The 17795-nt window shown below is 42.5% G+C and carries 18 protein-coding genes; 1 reads left to right on the plus strand and 17 read right to left on the minus strand.

Annotation, left to right across the window (positions count from 1 at the left end; translation table 11 throughout):
• Positions 1-20 precede the first annotated feature (20 nt).
• From AAEY99_RS11415 to yceD, 15 genes are all read right to left on the minus strand, one after another.
• The gene (locus AAEY99_RS11415; protein WP_162023376.1) at positions 21-713 is read right to left on the minus strand and encodes an ANTAR domain-containing response regulator; all 693 of its coding nucleotides are present in this window, start codon (positions 711-713) and stop codon (positions 21-23) included.
• Positions 701-1921 carry a glycosyl transferase gene (locus tag AAEY99_RS11420; protein WP_351010551.1) on the minus strand — a complete coding sequence of 407 codons (1221 nt, stop codon included), beginning with the start codon at positions 1919-1921 and terminating at the stop codon, positions 701-703. Before AAEY99_RS11420 ends, AAEY99_RS11415 begins: the two co-directional genes overlap by 13 nt.
• Complete coding sequence (gene cobA, locus AAEY99_RS11425) at positions 1914-2798, minus strand: uroporphyrinogen-III C-methyltransferase (protein WP_351010552.1); 885 nt, start codon at positions 2796-2798, stop codon at positions 1914-1916. The genes AAEY99_RS11420 and cobA overlap by 8 nt, the downstream gene beginning before the upstream one ends.
• A complete protein-coding gene (locus AAEY99_RS11430) occupies positions 2798-5602 on the minus strand; it encodes a molybdopterin oxidoreductase family protein (protein ID WP_351010554.1) in 2805 nt (934 codons plus the stop codon). The genes cobA and AAEY99_RS11430 overlap by 1 nt, the downstream gene beginning before the upstream one ends.
• 511 nt (positions 5603-6113) lie before the next feature.
• The gene (gene cctA / locus AAEY99_RS11435; RefSeq protein ID WP_101086816.1) at positions 6114-6449 is read right to left on the minus strand and encodes a tetraheme c-type cytochrome CctA; all 336 of its coding nucleotides are present in this window, start codon (positions 6447-6449) and stop codon (positions 6114-6116) included.
• A 406-nt stretch (positions 6450-6855) separates the two neighbouring features.
• Entirely contained in the window at positions 6856-7731 is an 876-nt protein-coding gene (locus tag AAEY99_RS11440) for an NAD(P)-dependent oxidoreductase (RefSeq protein WP_101086815.1), read from the minus strand.
• A 13-nt stretch (positions 7732-7744) separates the two neighbouring features.
• Positions 7745-8233, minus strand: coding sequence for an acyl-CoA thioesterase (locus AAEY99_RS11445; RefSeq protein ID WP_011636973.1), 489 nt, complete (start codon positions 8231-8233; stop codon positions 7745-7747).
• A 149-nt stretch (positions 8234-8382) separates the two neighbouring features.
• Entirely contained in the window at positions 8383-9621 is a 1239-nt protein-coding gene (gene fabF, locus AAEY99_RS11450; protein ID WP_351010556.1) for a beta-ketoacyl-ACP synthase II, read from the minus strand.
• Positions 9622-9783: 162 nt separating this feature from the next.
• Positions 9784-10017: an acyl carrier protein gene (gene acpP, locus AAEY99_RS11455; protein ID WP_011496723.1), complete on the minus strand. Its 234-nt coding sequence runs from the start codon at positions 10015-10017 to the stop codon at positions 9784-9786.
• Between the two features lie 163 nt (positions 10018-10180).
• Complete coding sequence (fabG, locus tag AAEY99_RS11460) at positions 10181-10927, minus strand: 3-oxoacyl-ACP reductase FabG (RefSeq protein ID WP_351010558.1); 747 nt, start codon at positions 10925-10927, stop codon at positions 10181-10183.
• A gap of 10 nt (positions 10928-10937) precedes the next feature.
• Positions 10938-11864 (minus strand): ACP S-malonyltransferase, encoded by a 927-nt coding sequence (fabD, locus tag AAEY99_RS11465; RefSeq protein WP_162023381.1) that lies wholly within the window; start codon positions 11862-11864, stop codon positions 10938-10940.
• A 32-nt stretch (positions 11865-11896) separates the two neighbouring features.
• A complete protein-coding gene (locus AAEY99_RS11470) occupies positions 11897-12856 on the minus strand; it encodes a beta-ketoacyl-ACP synthase III (RefSeq protein ID WP_351010559.1) in 960 nt (319 codons plus the stop codon).
• An 8-nt stretch (positions 12857-12864) separates the two neighbouring features.
• Complete coding sequence (plsX, locus tag AAEY99_RS11475; protein WP_101086811.1) at positions 12865-13893, minus strand: phosphate acyltransferase PlsX; 1029 nt, start codon at positions 13891-13893, stop codon at positions 12865-12867.
• 15 nt (positions 13894-13908) lie between these two features.
• Entirely contained in the window at positions 13909-14079 is a 171-nt protein-coding gene (rpmF, locus tag AAEY99_RS11480; protein ID WP_011636967.1) for a 50S ribosomal protein L32, read from the minus strand.
• A gap of 18 nt (positions 14080-14097) precedes the next feature.
• The gene (gene yceD / locus AAEY99_RS11485) at positions 14098-14622 is read right to left on the minus strand and encodes a 23S rRNA accumulation protein YceD (protein WP_101086810.1); all 525 of its coding nucleotides are present in this window, start codon (positions 14620-14622) and stop codon (positions 14098-14100) included.
• Between the two features lie 248 nt (positions 14623-14870).
• Here yceD and AAEY99_RS11490 point away from each other — a divergent pair, with 248 nt between their 5' ends.
• Positions 14871-15497, plus strand: a complete 627-nt coding sequence (locus AAEY99_RS11490) for a Maf family protein (RefSeq protein ID WP_162023382.1) — start codon at positions 14871-14873, stop codon at positions 15495-15497.
• 206 nt (positions 15498-15703) lie between these two features.
• Here the strand turns inward: AAEY99_RS11490 and AAEY99_RS11495 are convergent, their stop codons facing one another.
• Both AAEY99_RS11495 and rluC read right to left on the minus strand, forming a co-directional pair.
• Complete coding sequence (locus AAEY99_RS11495; RefSeq protein WP_351010562.1) at positions 15704-16357, minus strand: HAD-IIIA family hydrolase; 654 nt, start codon at positions 16355-16357, stop codon at positions 15704-15706.
• A gap of 31 nt (positions 16358-16388) precedes the next feature.
• Positions 16389-17345, minus strand: coding sequence for a 23S rRNA pseudouridine(955/2504/2580) synthase RluC (rluC, locus tag AAEY99_RS11500; protein ID WP_351010563.1), 957 nt, complete (start codon positions 17343-17345; stop codon positions 16389-16391).
• Between the last annotated feature and the right edge of the window lie 450 nt (positions 17346-17795).

Consider the following 17795-nt stretch of genomic DNA (forward strand, 5'->3'; position numbering starts at 1 on the left):
GATTTATTAGCCTTAAAAAATCAACAGCCTTTACTAAATGCTCTACTGTTGTCCATCTTGGTCACAACCGCACCAAAGTGAGGCGCACCATCGTTGTTCACTGCGGTGTTTAGTGATTTTGACTTACCATGATGCTGAGTCACAATAGCAATAATTTGCGCTGACATTTGAGCTAATGACAAACCTTTTTGCATCGCTTGTTGTTGAATAATCTGGTGCGCTTTGGTTTCATCGAACCCTTGCTGCATAACGATAAGCTTGGCCTGACTAAGTAGTTTTATACTGCGGATTTCATCATCCAGTTTCTTAAATTCGGCGAGTGTTTTACTCGCAGCATTAAAACGTGCTTGGGCCAAACTAATGACACTGGTTAAACGATTAACACTTAACATCTCAGGAATAAAAGTGATGCGACCGCAATCAAGTAACTCGGTTAATGCTGTCTGCTGCCATGTTTTGGCATTGACAACTATCACCATTGGCTTACTGGTTAATGTACGCTGAATAAGTCCTTGGATTTGAGCGTGCAATGTATCGGTTAATATCAACAAGGTATCAAATGTTTGTTGATGTAATCGTTGCTCAATTTGGCTCACAGAAGTTAACACCGTGACATGTCCAAACGCTGCCAAACAAGCTTGGTACTTTACAACTTCACAATCGACCACTGGCACAGCTGAAAAACTCAGGTCACAAAAAATTAAACTGCGCATAACCACTCCTCGTTCAGCCATTTGGCTAATGGATTGTTTGTTGAACTGAAGCGGTTTGCCCAACATTGTTGACTCAAGTAAACGGCTTGCTCCGCTGCCATAATCTTCTGTGAATTTGATTTTTGTGAAATGGATTCTGGTGAAATTGATTCCTGTGGAATAATCGCTGTATTTAATTTGTGGTTAAGTAATAACAATACTGCAGCCAACGTTGCCGTCATACTGCTAAGCGCCTGCTCAATCATGGTGCGCGACATTAATGATGTCAGCGCATCAGCAGAAAAAGGCTCTTTTTCGCGCCATAACAGCGCAAGAATGTCGCTAGATAATTCAGCTTGACCCACTTTTGCACCAGAAAAGCCTTCTAATAACGTAGGGATAGATAAGCTCGATACCGCTATATTATCTGTCTGTCCGTTGACGACAGTTATCGTGGTAGCCACTCTTGGATTACACTCGGTTTCACCTTGTAAGCCTTTAAAAATAGCCACACTGCCGGCGTGATATTCGCTTTTCTCAAATAAAATTTCGCATATTCCTTGGTGTACCGTATCTAACCCAGGGTGAAAATAACTGCGAAGGCTTATAGGTGCATTAGTTGGGTTCATGCAACGCGCTGCGGTTTGAATCAAACTGCGTAGACCTAATTCTTGATGTAATTGACGACACTCATCTAACACTGGTGCTAAGTCACCCGCTCGAACATAAACAATATTATCTGACTGCAATACCACTTTGGCCATTTGTGATGATGTACAACACGCAATATTAAGTGATGCTAAACATGATTCAACATGACGGCGATGAGGTAACGCTTGGCTGTCACCGTGTAACATCACCCGAATACCTTGTTTCGCCAATAACTTAGCAACCAGTAAAAGCCAAGGTAACTGTTCGCGCTTGCCCGCATACACAGGCCAATCGATATCAACCTCAAGCGAATGCCAACCTTTATCGACAGTACGACGTAAACCGGCCACCATCCCTGCTATTTCTTCAGTCGTTTCACCGCGCACGCGCATGAGCATCATGGCACTGGCCATTTGCACACGCGATACTTTTCCTTTGGCAAAACCTTCAAGCAGCAAGCAAGCCTCATCAAACGTTAATGCACGTGAGCCTTTTTCGCCCTTACCTAATGCTTTTATCAGCAAACGAAAGTCAAACTCATCCACGGATGTCAGCGTTAACTCACCAATTTTAGGCATATAAAGCCTCACGCCCATATTCAAATGAGGTTTGTGTTGCAGCTACATCAATATCGGCAAGCAAAGCATTCAGCTGTTGACCAACAGACACCACTTCACCAATGATGATTAACGTCGGCCCAGAGTCTTTAATGGTTAACGCGGCATCGGCCATAGAAGCGACTGTGGCATAAGTAACAATTTGATTCGGTCTTCCACCATTGGTAACAAATGCTACCGGCAGATTAGCCGCACTTTGAGCATCGAGTAACCCAATTGAAATGCTTGCCGCTTGTTCTTTACCCATATAAAACACCAAGGTTGATTGCGCTGCTAATAATGCTTGCCACTGCGTAGGTGCATTTGCATTATCGGCATCGGTCATTTTGGTGCCGGTGATCAGCGTAACACTGCGAGCCATACCACGATACGTTAATGGAATTCCGGTACTTGATGCACAACCTAACGCCGCGGTAACACCAGCAATAAATTGCGAACGGATACCATTTTGTGCAAGGTAAAGCGCTTCTTCTACACCTCTACCAAAAATATGCGGATCGCCGCCCTTTAAGCGCACCACTTTTAATCCTTGCTGCGCCAATGTCAGCAATAAGGCATTAATGTCGTCTTGCTTTTTACTCGGTTGACCACAGCGTTTACCCACAAAGTGACGCTGACAACTAGGGGTTACTAACGTCAAAATGTCACTACTCACCAGACTGTCAAACACCAACGCTTCAGCTTGTGCCACTATTCTAGCGGCCTTAAGTGTCATTAACTCTAATTGACCACAACCCGCACCAACAATAGCCACATCACCCGCGTGTAATTCATTCGCCGCATGTCCTAAAGTACTTATAGGTTGACGACCTTTTATCATTGCTTCTACGGTATTCATTAGGCTACGTCCTCTGCTACTGATGGTTGATCTTCAATGCCGGAATAAGATAAGGCGTCTTGCCAACTTTGCTTGGCACACTGCTTAACTTCACTATGACAACTGCCACATTGACGGCCGCAACCGAGTAATAACTGGGTGCTATCTAACGCCTGCTCAAAACTGATATTCGCTAAACCGTCACTCATCACTTGGTCGTTAAATTGTTGATTGATTTCGTCGTTAATGTTCGCTTCGATTACCCCTGTACAAGCGCAGATTAACGGACTATTTCCGGCTTTTATTTGCTGATGTAGCTGCTTAATTAACTGTTTATCGACAGGCTTACCAATAAAATCATTCATCTGATATAGGGCCACATTGACTTGAGTATGAGACAAGACGTTTAATGCTTTAAGTAATCCTTTATCCATATTGCATTGGATATATAAAGGCTGGCCATCTACCGTTAAAGTCCACTTAAGTGAATGCACAGTCGCTTGATACGCAAAGCCGTCGTCGGTATCAGTAAAACCGATGTGATGACACACTCCGTTCTCTAGCGTTTGTGCAACTTGCCAACATAGCCCGTGAGCAGAAGAGTCGTGTTGACCAAAAACCACCCCTTGCAGCGCCAGTTCAACAGAGCTTAATGTCACAGGTTGACACTTAAACCCTGGTTGTTTTGATATTGGGTCGACGCGAGCATCTAATACCTGATTCACGCCTTTGGTCAGCGAAAACTGCGCAGACCAATGCATTGACATCAAAGCCATATTTGTCGGTATGTCATCATCGACAACAGCGCGAGCCATCGTGAATGAGGCATGGGTAAAAAGGTCGGGGTTAGCGGTCTCTGTGGAGTATTGTTCAATTTGATTTTGAATAGCTTCAATGCGGACCAAGCCACCTTCGGTTAAAGAGAATGCACTGAGTTGTGATGAATGCAGGTGAACGACAGGCTCAGGAATACTGGCTCGTAAGCTAGCAATATGTCCGGTGCGAGTCATGGTATGCCACTGATCTCGGCTGCGGCCAGTGTTTAATAACAAGGTGTTACTCGGTAATGATTGTTGCGAAACACTAACAACCGCAGGCGCAACAAACTGAGCTTTACCCGTCGCGGTAGCAAACTCTCCCTGGCTAAAAACTCGCACGTTTTGTTGACCAATTTGTGTCGCCGAAGCAATAGGCCATTGTGTCGGTGCTAGTGCATCATATTGCGCTTTGGATAAATCTGTTAGTCCAGTGAGATCAAACACCTTAGTCGGAAAAGCTTGTTTAACTCTAGCGGATAAAGCTGCAAACTCGCTAAATACACTGGCATTGTCATCAAAATTAAAACCATCAAAGCCCATTTTGTTCGCGACTTGGCTAACCGCCCACCAATCAGGTTTAGCTTGGCCTTTGGCTGTGATAAAGCCACGTTGACGCGTAATAGTGCGCTCACTATTAGTGACGGTACCGCACTTTTCTGACCAGCCTTGAGCTGGGAGTAATACATCAGCAAGTTTGGCAGTATCAGAATCAGGACTGATTTCAGACACCACCACAAAAGGACAATCGGCTAATGCTTGTGCTATTTTTTCACTGTTGGGCAAAGACACCACAGGATTGGTGCCCATAATCCAAATCGCTTTGATTTTACCTTCGGCAAGGGCATCAAACATCTCAACTGCTGCTAAACCTTTTTGATCTGCAACACTGTCAACTTGCCAAAAATCAGCTAATAACTGCTGCTCCGATTGTGAAAACCCCATATGACACGCTAACTGAGTGGCTAACCCACCGACCTCACGACCGCCCATGGCATTGGGCTGCCCTGTTAACGAAAAGAATCCACAGCCAGCTTGACCGATGTGTCCTAACGCAAGGTGACAATTAATCATCGCATTGGTTGCATCGGTGCCAATGGTTGACTGATTAACCCCCTGACAAGATGCCGTAAGTACTTTTTTATTGTTGGCTACCAGTTGATAGAATTGCGTCAGCTGAGTGACAGAAACACCGACTTGTGTGGCAAGATCGGCTAAATTGACACTTAATTGTTGCGCCTGCAAAACCACGGTATCAAAGCCTTCTGTGTGTGCGGCAATATACGCGTGGTCGACACGATTTTGATCTGCTAGGTAACCGAGTAAGCCATGAAACAAGGTTAAATCAGCGCCCGGTTTAATGGCTAAATGTAAATCTGCTTGTTTTGCTGTGGCTGTTGATAACGGGTCGATTACCACTAAACGAGCATTATTGATTTTTTTTGCGGCTAAAATCCGTTGAAAAAGAACGGGATGAGTCCAAGCAGTATTGGCCCCTACAAGCACAATCACATCAGCTTGCTCTAGGTCGTCGTAACAACCAGGTACAACATCTTCACCAAAGGCGCGTTGCATCGCACTCACCGCTGACGACATGCATAACCGTGAATTAGTATCGACGTTGGCTGTCTTTAAAAAGCCTTTGGCAAACTTGTTGGCTACATAATAATCTTCAGTGAGTAATTGCCCTGATAGATAAAGCGCAACAGAGTCTGGGCCGTGCTCAGCAATGGTTTGTGCAAATGTATCGGCAATCAAGGTGCTAGCACGGTCCCAATCAAGTGGCATACCAGATCGTAGTTTAGGGTAACGCAGTACATTCGGTTGGGCTAAACTGTCGAGTAAGCGTTCGCCTTTGGCACATAAATGACCGTAGTTAGCAGGATGCATGTTATCGCCGACTAATTCTAAATCTACAGCATCGATATCGGTCCAATCCGCTTTATTTGAAGACACGCTAATGCCGCATCCGACACCACAATAAGCACAACTAGATTGGATTGCTGACATACATCTACCCTTTCACATTAACGATTACATAATTGAAATACTGCGAAAGATGTGCCAAAAAAATAACTTACTGATTTACAATAGAAATAGAAAATACCTAGGTATTTTAAAACAACATTTGTGCAACAAAAGTGCGCAGCCTGCGCCCTTATGTTGCGCATCTACTTGAAAATAAAAGAATTTAAATACCTAAAAAGAGGTATACCACTGCAAGTGAAAACGTTTTATATATGTGTTTCACTCAGCCTCATGATTTTCTAACTTGACGAATTAACGTTAAGTGATGAATTTCTTCAAAGCATGATAAAGGTTGAGGAGAGACAATTAATACACGAGGGTGAGATATTTTATTAGACTGACTAAAATCCGCTGCATCATCTAATAAGAGCAAGTTTGTATACAAATTGATTCAATTGACTAGTGCACTTTATGCGGAAGATCGTAAAGAATGATTGGGATATTAAAACAAAATACCGACATTACGTCGGTATTTTTCAGCTACTAAAATACTTTATTTAGCAACACGGCCATCATCGTGGCATGTATCACATGTTGGCATTTCGCCTACTTTAGCTTCATGTGGTGCATGACAATCTGCGCACATTAAAATACCATCATGCGGCTTATGGTTATCATCCATTTCGGCAAGTGTACCATGGCAACTTTGACATTGTTCAAATTCATAAGCGCCATCTTTTGATGGTTCGCCATCAGCGTGACAGTTTTCACAGCCACCCATTTCAACGTGAAACTCTGCGAGGGTCTCATCAGCAGCAAATGATGCAGAAGACATCATCATTACCGCGAAACCAGCCGCAAACAATGCACTCAGTAGTTTATTGCTCACTATTCATTCCTCCAATTTTAGTGTGTGTCCGCATTCTTTTATCTGACACAGATCATCACACTGCAGCACGACACTTTGCTTAAGGGTTATTTAACAACTTTGTTTATAGACCGTTTATCAAAAAATTTATAAACAATCTCAAATTGACTGACAATATAAACGTAGTTAATCAATCCACTTTAAGCAAAATTAATTTAGATTAAACAATAATAGCAGCGATAATTAGATGAAGATGTGCGCTATATCATGTAACTCGATGGTTTTTAGTCAATAAATCAACTTAAGGTCAGAAAGTAGCTAATAAAGCAAAGGCTAATGTTTGTGGATTTGTAGCCAATAAAAAAGCCCCAATCTATATTGGGGCTACATCCTCGCAATAATATGTTACAAGCACTGTGTGTTGATATTAACTGCGCGACTTTTCTAAGCGGGCAAGTAAGCTAGAGGTATCCCAGCGATTACCTTTCATTGCTTGAACTTCTGAATAAAACTGATCAACTAATGCGGCCACCGGTAAATGGCTACCATTACGACGAGCTTCGTCTAATGCAATACCCAAATCTTTGCGCATCCAATCGATAGCAAACCCGAAATCATATTGACCTTGCCACATAGTTTGATAGCGATTTTCCATCTGCCAGCTTTGTGCCGCACCTTTGCTGATCACTTCAATCACTTTTAAGCCATCTAAGCCCGCACTCTTAGCAAAATGAAGTCCCTCAGCTAGACCTTGCACTACACCAGCAATACAAATTTGATTAACCATTTTAGTCAACTGCCCAGAACCAACTGGCCCTAACAGTTCAGCGCAGCGGCTGTATGCCGCAATAACAGGTTTAACGGTATCAAAATGAGTCTGTTCGCCACCCATCATCACTGTTAACGCACCATTTTCTGCTCCAGCTTGACCACCAGATACAGGCGCATCTAAAAAGGCAATCTGAAGTGGCTCTATGTGCGCAGCAATTTCACGCGCAACATCAGCAGAAGCCGTAGTATGGTCAACCAAAATAGCACCTGCATGCATACCATGAACAACACCTTGTTCACCTAGTACGACCTGACGTAAGTCATCATCATTACCCACACAGGTAAAAACAATATCTTGGCCTTTGGCGGCATCTTTTGGTGTATCGGCCTTCTTACCACCATATTGTTCAACCCACTGAGCCGCTTTAGCCCCTGTACGGTTATACACAGTAACGTCATGACCCTGTTTAACCAAATGTCCCGCCATCGGGAACCCCATAACGCCTAAACCAATAAATGCTACCTTGGCCATGATTTCCCCTTATTTATTCAACTGAAGGTTTAACGTGAGCTTCCATTTCGGCACCGATACGCTTACGCATATCCATTAGTCTCAATGCACTATCACGTAAGCGAACATCATCGGCAGTAGCTGGTATCCACTCAGGAACCGATGTGGGATGACCTTCATCATCAACGGCTACCATGATAACGATACAGTGTGTCGTCAGATGACGTTCAGACTCTTTAGGATCGCCCGCCTTTACATCAATCGCAATATGCATAGACGTTGTACCGGTATAAATAACTTTACCAGTCACTTCAACAATATTACCCACATGGATAGGCTTAACAAATCGAATGCCGCCAGCATACACAGTAATACAATATTTACCGCTCCAGCCTGCTGCTGCTGCATAAGCGGCTAAATCGATCCATTTCATTACTGCACCGCCGTGAACCTTACCGCCAAAATTGACGTCTGCAGGTTCGGCCAAAAAACGTAATGTAAGTTGTCTATCTTTACCGGCCATAATAGATCCTATTAGATAAATGTCATTACTTATCAGTCTACGCTAAATCATCATTTAGCGGGAATTGATAAATACTAATGTGACAAAAAAACAAACCAAATAAATAAAAAAGGGAAGATTTTCATCTTCCCTTATTGGCATAAACTCGATTAAATTCTCTTAAACAATAACGAACCGTTTGTGCCACCAAAACCAAATGAATTACATAAGGCATAGTCAAACTGATGACGACGTGAGGTATGAGCAACAAAATCTAAGTCGCAACCTTCGTCTGGGTTATCTAAGTTGATTGTTGGCGGTACGTGCTGATCACGCAGTGCAAGCAAAGTAATAATGGCTTCAACAGCTCCAGCTGCACCCAACAAATGTCCAGTCATTGATTTAGTTGAACTTACAAGTACCTCGTAGGCATGTGGTCCAAACACCGATTTAACTGCTGCAGCTTCTGCTTTATCACCCGCATGAGTTGAGGTGCCATGTGCATTGATGTAACCCACAAGCTCTTTGTCAATTTGGGCATCATTAATGGCGTTAACCATTGCCGCTGCGGCACCAGCACCATCACTTGGAGGTGATGTCATGTGAAATGCATCGCCGCTCATACCAAAACCAACTAACTCACCGTAAATTTTAGCACCACGAGCTTTAGCTCGTTCATACTCTTCCATCACAATAACACCGGCGCCATCGCCAATAACAAAGCCATCACGGTCTTTGTCCCAAGGGCGACTTGCTGCTGTTGGATTGTCATTACGAGTCGATAATGCTTTAGCAGCACTAAAACCTGCAACGCCTAATGGGCTAGTAACATCTTCTGCGCCACCAGCCACCATCACATCAGCATCACCGTAAGCAATGGTACGTGCTGCAAAACCAATATTGTGTACACCCGTTGTACAGGCTGTAGTCACAGCAAAATTAGGACCTGTCATGCCATACATAATCGACAAGTTTCCGGCTATCATATTGATAATGGTGCTTGGCACAAAAAATGGCGACACTTTACGTGGCCCACCATTTAATAATGCAGAATGGCCTTGTTCAATTAACCACATACCACCCATACCAGAACCAATAGCAGTACCTATACGAGCTGGATTTTCTTGGCTCATATCTAAGCCTGAATCTTTTACTGCTTGAATACCCGCAGCCATGCCGTATTGGATAAATAAATCCATTTTACGAGCATCTTTTTTGGTTAGGTATTGTTCGACGTCAAAATCTTTCACAGAGCCACTGAAACGAGTACCAAATTCACTAGCATCAAACTTAGTGATTGGAGCTATACCACTCTTACCAGCCAATAAGGCATTCCAAGTAGACTCGACATCATTACCCACAGGAGTCACAAGACCAAGACCTGTGATGACGACACGACGTTTAGACATGATATTCACCTTTAAATAAAATCTGCCACGATGCCATTATTGCGATTTAGCTAAAGAAGTATAAGGAGGGATGTTCTAATGCAATTAAATGGAACGAGCGTTTACAAATGCTTTAAACAAAAACAGGCGGCATAAATGCCGCCTGTTGTTGTGAATTCTTGATTACTGATTCTTAGAAACGTAATCGATCGCTGCTTGAACAGTAGTGATCTTTTCAGCTTCTTCGTCAGGGATCTCGGTATCAAACTCTTCTTCTAGAGCCATAACCAATTCAACAGTGTCTAGAGAATCAGCGCCTAAATCGTCTACAAAAGAAGCAGCTGATTTAACGTCTTCTTCTTTAACGCCAAGTTGTTCGATGATGATTTTCTTTACACGTTCTTCGATGTTGCTCATTAGTTTTCTTTCCTATTCAAATTACGCACTTGCGTAAGATTGCGAGTAGTTTATTCGAATTAGATAACAATGCAAGCTTAGATTTTGTGGTCTAACCACAAAAATTAACATTGAATTGTCACTAACACTGACTCAAATGAAGGTAGTTACCTACCTATCGCCCTTAAACCATGTACATACCGCCATTCACATGCAATGTTTCGCCTGTGATGTAAGCGGCTGAATCCGAGGCCAAAAACAATACTGCATTGGCAATTTCTTGTGCTTGCCCTAATCGTTCCATCGGAACTTGCGACATAATAGCTTGTTGCTGCTCAACTGTCAGCTCATCTGTCATGTCTGTCTGAATAAATCCAGGTGCAATAGCATTCACTGTTATTTGACGAGATGCAACCTCTCTTGCAAGAGATTTTGTAAATCCGATCAAACCAGCTTTAGCTGCCGAGTAATTTACTTGGCCAGCGTTGCCCATTGTACCTACTACAGAACCGATACTGATAATACGTCCGAAACGTTTTTTCATCATAGATCGCATTACTGGTTTAGACAATTTAAATAATGAAGTCAAATTAGTGTCAATAATATCTTGCCACTCATCATCTTTCATCCGCATTAATAAATTATCACGGGTAATACCCGCATTGTTGATAAGAATATCAACTTCACCTGCTTTTTCTTTGATCTGGCTATATAAATCAGCAACAGATTCAGAGTCAGTGACATTTAACACCATCCCAAAGCCTTTGTCACCTAGGTATGCTTGAATCGCCGCTGCACCTTTTTCACTGGTTGCCGTACCGATAACCATCGCGCCAGCTTGTACCAATGATTCAGCAATCGCACGCCCAATACCGCGACTAGCGCCTGTCACTAAAGCAACTTTACCGTCTAAATTAATGCTAAAGCTCATATCAACTCCTTTATTCGACTAATGCTGCAAATGAAGCAACATCATTGACCGCTTGAGCGGATATCGATTTATTAATTCTTTTTGTTAAACCGGTTAATACTTTACCCGGTCCACACTCTATTAATTTTGTAACACCTTGTGTCGCCATAAATTCAACAGACTCGCTCCAACGCACTGGGCAATATAACTGACGCACTAATGCATCTTTAATTGCCTGTGAATCTGTCGGCATGGCCACATCAACATTGTTAACGACATTAATGGTAGGCTCTGAGAATGTCACTTCAATTAACGCTTTAGCGAGTTCATCAGCGGCTGGCTTCATTAGTGCACAATGTGACGGTACACTCACAGGTAATGCTACTGTCATTTTTGCCCCTGCAGCTTTACATGCAGCTGCAGCGCGTTCAACAGCCGCTTTCTCACCGGCTATCACAACTTGACCTGGGCTGTTGTAGTTAACAGGGCTTACCACGCTACCTTCTGCAGACTCTGCGCATGCTTTAGCAATAGCAGCATCATCAAGACCAATAATGGCAAACATGGCACCAGAACCTGCTGGCACAGCTTGTTGCATTAACTTTCCGCGTAGTTCAACTAATTTAACTGCATCAATAAATTCAATCACACCTGCGCAAACTAAAGCAGAATACTCTCCAAGGCTGTGACCTGCTAATAAAGAAGGCATGGGCTTGTTAGATGCTTGATATGCACGCCAAATAGCTACGCTTGCCGTAAGCAATGCAGGCTGAGTTTTATCTGTTTCATTCAAGGTCTCAGCTGGACCATTGGCAACAAGATCCCATAAATCATAACCTAACGCTTCACTCGCTTCAGCAAAGGTTTTTTCGATAACATCGTTAGATTGAGCTAATTCAGCTAACATTCCTACAGCCTGTGAACCTTGGCCAGGAAATACAAAAGCAACATTTTCCATAAACGCTTACCTGTATAAAATTAATTTGAAAATTAAAAACGAACTAAAGCACTGCCCCAAGCAAAACCACCGCCAAATGCTTCGAGTAGTAATAAATGTCCACGCTGAATTCGACCATCACGCACCGCTTCATCTAATGCGATAGGCACCGATGCCGCTGAAGTATTACCGTGTCTCGCTAAAGTCAGCACGACTTTATCTAGACTCATGTGCAACTTTTTAGCCGTGGCATTAATAATGCGGAAATTAGCTTGATGTGGCACTAGCCAGTCAATTTCTGATTTATCGACATTATTAAGACGCAAAGTTTCGGTGACCACATTAGACAGCTGGGTAACTGCAACTTTAAACACATCGTTGCCTTTCATCGTCATAAAACCAACGGCTTCAGAACTTTCATTAGCACGAGGAGGGAAAGAGCATTTTAATAAATCCCCTTGGCTGCCATCAGCATAGATATGCGTTGCAATGATACCGGGGGTTTCACTAACACCAATAATCGCGGCGCCGGCACCATCGCCAAATAAAATGACGGTAGAGCGATCAGCAGGATCGCACATCCGAGACAATACGTCAGAACCTATAACCAGTACTTTTTTAGCAGAATCCGTTTTTACGAATTGATCCGCAACCGATAGAGCATAAATAAATCCAGAACACGCGGCAGCAATATCAAAGGCAGGGATATTTTTGACGCCTAATAAGGCTTGAATTTCGCATGCAGCTGCAGGAAATGCGTTTGATGCACTGGTGGTTCCACAAACAATCATATCAAGATCGCTTGCTTCGATCCCTGCCATTTCAAGCGCTTTTAGTGCCGCTTGATAACCCATTGTTGAAACCGATTCATCTGATGCAGCAATGCGCCGTTCAGAAATACCGGTTCGGTCAACAATCCATTGGTCACTGGTTTCAACCATTTTTTCGAGATCTTGATTGCTACGAACTTGCACAGGTAGATAGCTACCTGTTCCGAGAATTTTTGTGTGCATATATGAGATCAGCTATTGATGTCTAAAAGAATCGACTCCAAACGATCTTTAATCATTTCAGGAAGACGACGTTTTGCTTCTGTTGCTGCTAAATTTAATGCTTGTAAAAATGCAGCTTCATCCGCGTTACCATGACTCTTTACTACTATTCCGCGCAATCCTATCAGACTTGCACCGTTATAGTGGTCGGGGTTCATCTTACTGAGTACTGCTTGTATGCGTGGAGCGATGAGTTTGGAGAGTAAACGAACAAAAAAACCGTCATTTAAGCCGCGTTTTAATTGATGTACTAACAGTTTTGCGATGCCTTCAGAAGTCTTTAAGGTGATATTACCGACAAAGCCATCACAAACAATGACATCCACATTACCAGTGTAAATTTCATCGCCTTCAACAAAGCCGATATAATTAACTTGTTCGGTGTGTTGTAAAATTTGTCCGGCCTGTTGAACCTGGTCGTTACCTTTAATGGCTTCAATACCGACATTAAGCAAAGCGACTTTGGGACGGGATTTCTTATGGACAGCTTCACATAAGACAGACCCCATAATAGCAAACTGGAATAAGGTCTCGGAATCACAAGATACATTAGCCCCTAAATCCAGCAGATAAACGGGCTTGCCAGTCATTGCAGGTAAACAAGAAACCAGTGCGGGTCTATCAATACCCGGTAATGTTTTTAATAGCACCTTAGCCATCGCCATCAACGCACCAGTATTACCAGCGCTAACGCAGGCCTCGGCTTTTCCGTCACGTACCAGTTCAAGCGCTATTCTCATAGAACTGTTTTTACGCGAACGCAAAGCATGAATGGGCCTATCGCACATTGTCACGACTTCAGTAGTGTGGATTATTTCAATTCTGGATAAATCAGCTGAGTGAGCTTGGGGGAGGTATTTTTCTATTTCGGTTTTATTACCAACCAAAATAATATTTAAAGAGGTATGAAATTTCAGTGCCTGCATCGCTGCAGGCACTGTCACGTGGGGGCCGTGATCGCCCCCCATCGCATCTAACGCAAGCGTCAGATTTGTCATCAGATAATCAACAAATTACTTGTTGATAACCTTTTTACCGCGGTAAAAACCATCAGCAGTCACGTTGTGACGTAGATGTAATTCACCGCTAGTTGCGTCTACTGATAATTGAGCAGTGCTCAATGAATCATGTGAACGACGCATGCCGCGCTTTGAACGTGATTTTTTATTCTGTTGTACAGCCATTGGACCTGTCTCCTACGATTACTTGCTCTTCAGTTTTTCTAACACTGCAAACGGATTTGGACGCTCCTCATGAGCGGGTTCGATCTCGCCTACAACTATATCTTTCGATCCAGACTTACAACTATTATCATCGTGCATCGGGATGATAGGCATAGCGACTATCAATTCATCTTCAATCAATTGATGCAGACGTACTTCACCAATCTCATTACACTCAATTGGATCATACGCATCCGGGAGCTCATCGATTTCTGCCTCAGTCTTACAAGGACTAAAACAAAAGTCGACCGTAACCTCAGTAGTAAATTGTGTCATGCAACGTTGACATAGCAGAGTGAGCTCCGTCACAGCCTTCCCGCGAAGGTAGACTATCCCCTGTAAATCGACGCCACATTCCAACGACACAACTACGTCGGAACAGTCGCCGGCACATAACTCGCTTAATCGCTTAAGTTGCTTACCTAAAATGGTACCTTCATATCGAAGGCCGCTAGAGGCAGCGCGTATAGGATCAATTGAAACCGGTATCTTTACTGTTTGCATAAGGCGCGCATATTATAGTTTGAAAACGCTGGAGTCAAAGAAAATTTCCGTAAAAATACGGTAACCTCACCTAACAAGGAACTTTAGGTACTCTTTAAATCCGGCATTGAATTTGAAAGTTGGTAAATTTTACCGAACCCAACCCCATCACACAAGCATTACTCGAGAAAAATGATCCATTTGCATAGATGAATACAGTAAACTGACTAATATTCTGTTATTAGCCAATAAATAATGAAACAAAACCAATGAAATTCAATCTTGTACTTGCGTCAACCTCACCTTTTCGTCAACAACTATTGCAAAAATTAATGCTGCCTTTTAGTTGTGTTAACCCAGATATTGATGAAACCCCATTAAAAGATGAGACAGCATTAGCATTGGTTAAGCGCTTAGCCGAGCAAAAAGCATTAGCAGGCGCGAACTTAATTGATCAAACATCTGTGCCGCAATTAATTATTGGTTCCGATCAAGTCGCGCTGATTAACGGTCAAATTATCGGTAAGCCTTATACTGTAGACAATGCGATAGCTCAATTAAGCTCAGCATCTGGTCAAGCAATTACTTTTTATACAGGTCTTGCTGTATTCAATAGTGCCAATCAACAAATGATATCTTGTGTTGAACCGTTTACGGTTCATTTTAAACACTTATCTGCTGCGCAAATTCGCTATTACGTCGATGCAGAGCAGCCACTATATTGCGCGGGGAGTTTTAAATGCGAAGGATTAGGCATTGCCTTATTTAGCCGTTTAGAAGGTGACGACCCAAATAGCTTAATTGGACTACCATTAATTAAGCTGATTGATTTACTCTCACAACACGGTGTAGATGTTCTTAGTACAGCAGCAGAATGCTCAATCAACGAATACTAATATCGAATACTAATATCGAATATAAGGTCGATACCGAATCTAAAAAGGTGCATTGATGAAGGTAATGGTGTTTGCGCTTGATGTGGGAACGATAACAGGTGTAACACCGAGATAAGCTAAGCAACATATAAAGCGTATGCTATGCAGCATCGAACACTTATATTCGACGCTGCATTACACATCTGGCAATACATCACCCACAATAATTAAACATAGTCATGTATCGCCGATGCTTGGTCGACAATCGCGCGTGGATTTAACGTTTTCAATCTAGCTTCATTATGTGCGCCGTAACTCACACCGATACTCGCCATGCCAGCATTATTGGCCATGGTTAAATCATGAATCGAATCACCAATCATGACGGCTCTATCGGCAGCAACATCAAAATGTCTCAATAATGAATGCAGCATCTCAGGATCTGGCTTGCTCTTAGCGTCATCAGCGCAACGCGTCGCATGAAAATACTGTCCTAAGCCTGTTAATGCTAATACCTTGTCTAGACCATCTCGTCCTTTACCCGTCGCCACAGCTAATTGATAACCAGCCGCATGTAGATTAATAATGAGCGACTCTACCCCCTCAAACAGAGGTGTAGGCTGCTCATTGGCAAAATGATGACGTCGATAACAATCAATAATCTGTTGATGGTTTTGGTGACCAGCAAATAAAATCGGCATGATTTTAGGTAAAGATAAGCCTATGACATCTCTAATTTGTTGCTCAGAGGGTATAGGTAAAATTAATTCTTGTGCTACATCTTGCATACAAGACACTATTTTACCTACGGTATCCATTAGCGTGCCATCCCAATCGAAAATGACTAGTTCATAAGCTTTATCTTTAATGTTCAATATCATGCCCTACTTCATTTGCACATATCTGTGGGTGTTATACTCTCTTCAATTTATCAAGAGTGCTCAATAACACTGGATCTAAAGGCGCTTTAACTTGCATGATTTCATCATTTTCTGGATGAGTGAATTTAAGTTCAGCCGCGTGTAAAAACAGACGGTCTAACCCTAAAGCACGCATGCTGTCGTCAAATTGTTGCTCGCTGTATTTATCATCACAAGCAATTGCATGGCCTGCATACTGACAATGCACTCGTATTTGATGGGTTCGCCCTGTAACAGGACTCGCCTTAACTAAAGTACACCCTTGGTAACGCTGCATGATCTTATAACGGGTTTCTGACTCTTTACCCTCTTTGTTAACCCGAACGATTCTCTCGCCCGACTTTAAGGTAATTTTTAATAGCGGTGCTTTAACCACTTTATCACTTGCTTGCCATTCACCACGCACCAACGCTAAATAATCTTTTTGCATGGTTTTACTGCGCAATTGCTCATGTAAATGCTTTAGTGCACTTCGCTTCTTGGCCACAAGCAACACACCCGAGGTATCTTTATCTAATCGATGCACTAGCTCTAAAAACTTTTGCTGTGGTCGCAGTGAGCGTAATCCTTCAATCACACCATAATCGACACCGCTGCCACCATGCACAGCAATACCAGCAGGCTTGTTTAACACGATAAGATGATTATCTTCATGGATAATACGATCTTCAAGCTGTGACACTCTGGATAAATTAGGAGATGGTGCCTTGCGATTGTCTTTTTCGGCAACACGAACAGGCGGTACTCTTACGATGTCACCAATTTGTAATTTGTATTCAGGCTTGATGCGTTTTTTATTTACCCGCACTTCCCCTTTGCGCACAATCCGATAGATCATGCTTTTAGGAACACCTTTTAATTTAGTTAGCAGAAAATTATCGATTCGTTGTTCAAAATGATCTTCGTCGATAGTCACGTATTCAACTTGGGGGGTAGTTTGAGTATTCATGATGCGCCATATAGTGGTAACCCCAATAGTGTACCTTATCTTGCAAATGATTGGCTATTGCCGCATCAGACTTGAAATAAATACATGAAAGAATATAGGCTTTTGATTGCTGAAAATAACGTTTGTTGGTATATTTGCCCACAGGTTGAGAGTAAACAGTGGATAAAGTGTTCACAACTTTGACCAAATGCGAAACACTAGCAGTTAAAAAAATGAACCTAATCGGTAGCAACTCATTGATTTGCAAATTGTATTAATTAAAAAACGACAAAAACCGTTTGTGCAATTAAACCGTAAGTTTTGAATAAAGATTTCAATTTAACTGTAGTAAATCGCCCCAAATTCGAACAACATTTTAGCTTGTTATCAAACAAACCGATTCGACTTGGGCATTAACGGATTAAAATACCATAATTTATGGGGTTGGTTGTTAGTCAACCAATTCCTTGT

Origin of the sequence: Shewanella sp. S1-58-MNA-CIBAN-0166 (assembly GCF_040310085.1) — a bacterium.
In the GTDB taxonomy this organism is placed as follows: Bacteria; Pseudomonadota; Gammaproteobacteria; order Enterobacterales; family Shewanellaceae; genus Shewanella.

Coding starts and splice junctions, on each gene's coding strand:
- AAEY99_RS11415 (WP_162023376.1), bottom strand. CDS start 713: ATGCGCAGTTTAATTTTTTGTGACCTGAGTTTTTCAGCTGTGCCAGTG.
- AAEY99_RS11420 (WP_351010551.1), bottom strand. CDS start 1,921: ATGCCTAAAATTGGTGAGTTAACGCTGACATCCGTGGATGAGTTTGAC.
- cobA (WP_351010552.1), bottom strand. CDS start 2,798: ATGAATACCGTAGAAGCAATGATAAAAGGTCGTCAACCTATAAGTACT.
- AAEY99_RS11430 (WP_351010554.1), bottom strand. CDS start 5,602: ATGTCAGCAATCCAATCTAGTTGTGCTTATTGTGGTGTCGGATGCGGC.
- AAEY99_RS11440 (WP_101086815.1), bottom strand. CDS start 7,731: ATGGCCAAGGTAGCATTTATTGGTTTAGGCGTTATGGGGTTCCCGATG.
- AAEY99_RS11445 (WP_011636973.1), bottom strand. CDS start 8,233: ATGGCCGGTAAAGATAGACAACTTACATTACGTTTTTTGGCCGAACCT.
- fabF (WP_351010556.1), bottom strand. CDS start 9,621: ATGTCTAAACGTCGTGTCGTCATCACAGGTCTTGGTCTTGTGACTCCT.
- acpP (WP_011496723.1), bottom strand. CDS start 10,017: ATGAGCAACATCGAAGAACGTGTAAAGAAAATCATCATCGAACAACTT.
- fabG (WP_351010558.1), bottom strand. CDS start 10,927: ATGAGCTTTAGCATTAATTTAGACGGTAAAGTTGCTTTAGTGACAGGC.
- fabD (WP_162023381.1), bottom strand. CDS start 11,864: ATGGAAAATGTTGCTTTTGTATTTCCTGGCCAAGGTTCACAGGCTGTA.
- AAEY99_RS11470 (WP_351010559.1), bottom strand. CDS start 12,856: ATGCACACAAAAATTCTCGGAACAGGTAGCTATCTACCTGTGCAAGTT.
- plsX (WP_101086811.1), bottom strand. CDS start 13,893: ATGACAAATCTGACGCTTGCGTTAGATGCGATGGGGGGCGATCACGGC.
- rpmF (WP_011636967.1), bottom strand. CDS start 14,079: ATGGCTGTACAACAGAATAAAAAATCACGTTCAAAGCGCGGCATGCGT.
- yceD (WP_101086810.1), bottom strand. CDS start 14,622: ATGCAAACAGTAAAGATACCGGTTTCAATTGATCCTATACGCGCTGCC.
- AAEY99_RS11490 (WP_162023382.1), top strand. CDS start 14,871: ATGAAATTCAATCTTGTACTTGCGTCAACCTCACCTTTTCGTCAACAA.
- AAEY99_RS11495 (WP_351010562.1), bottom strand. CDS start 16,357: ATGATATTGAACATTAAAGATAAAGCTTATGAACTAGTCATTTTCGAT.
- rluC (WP_351010563.1), bottom strand. CDS start 17,345: ATGAATACTCAAACTACCCCCCAAGTTGAATACGTGACTATCGACGAA.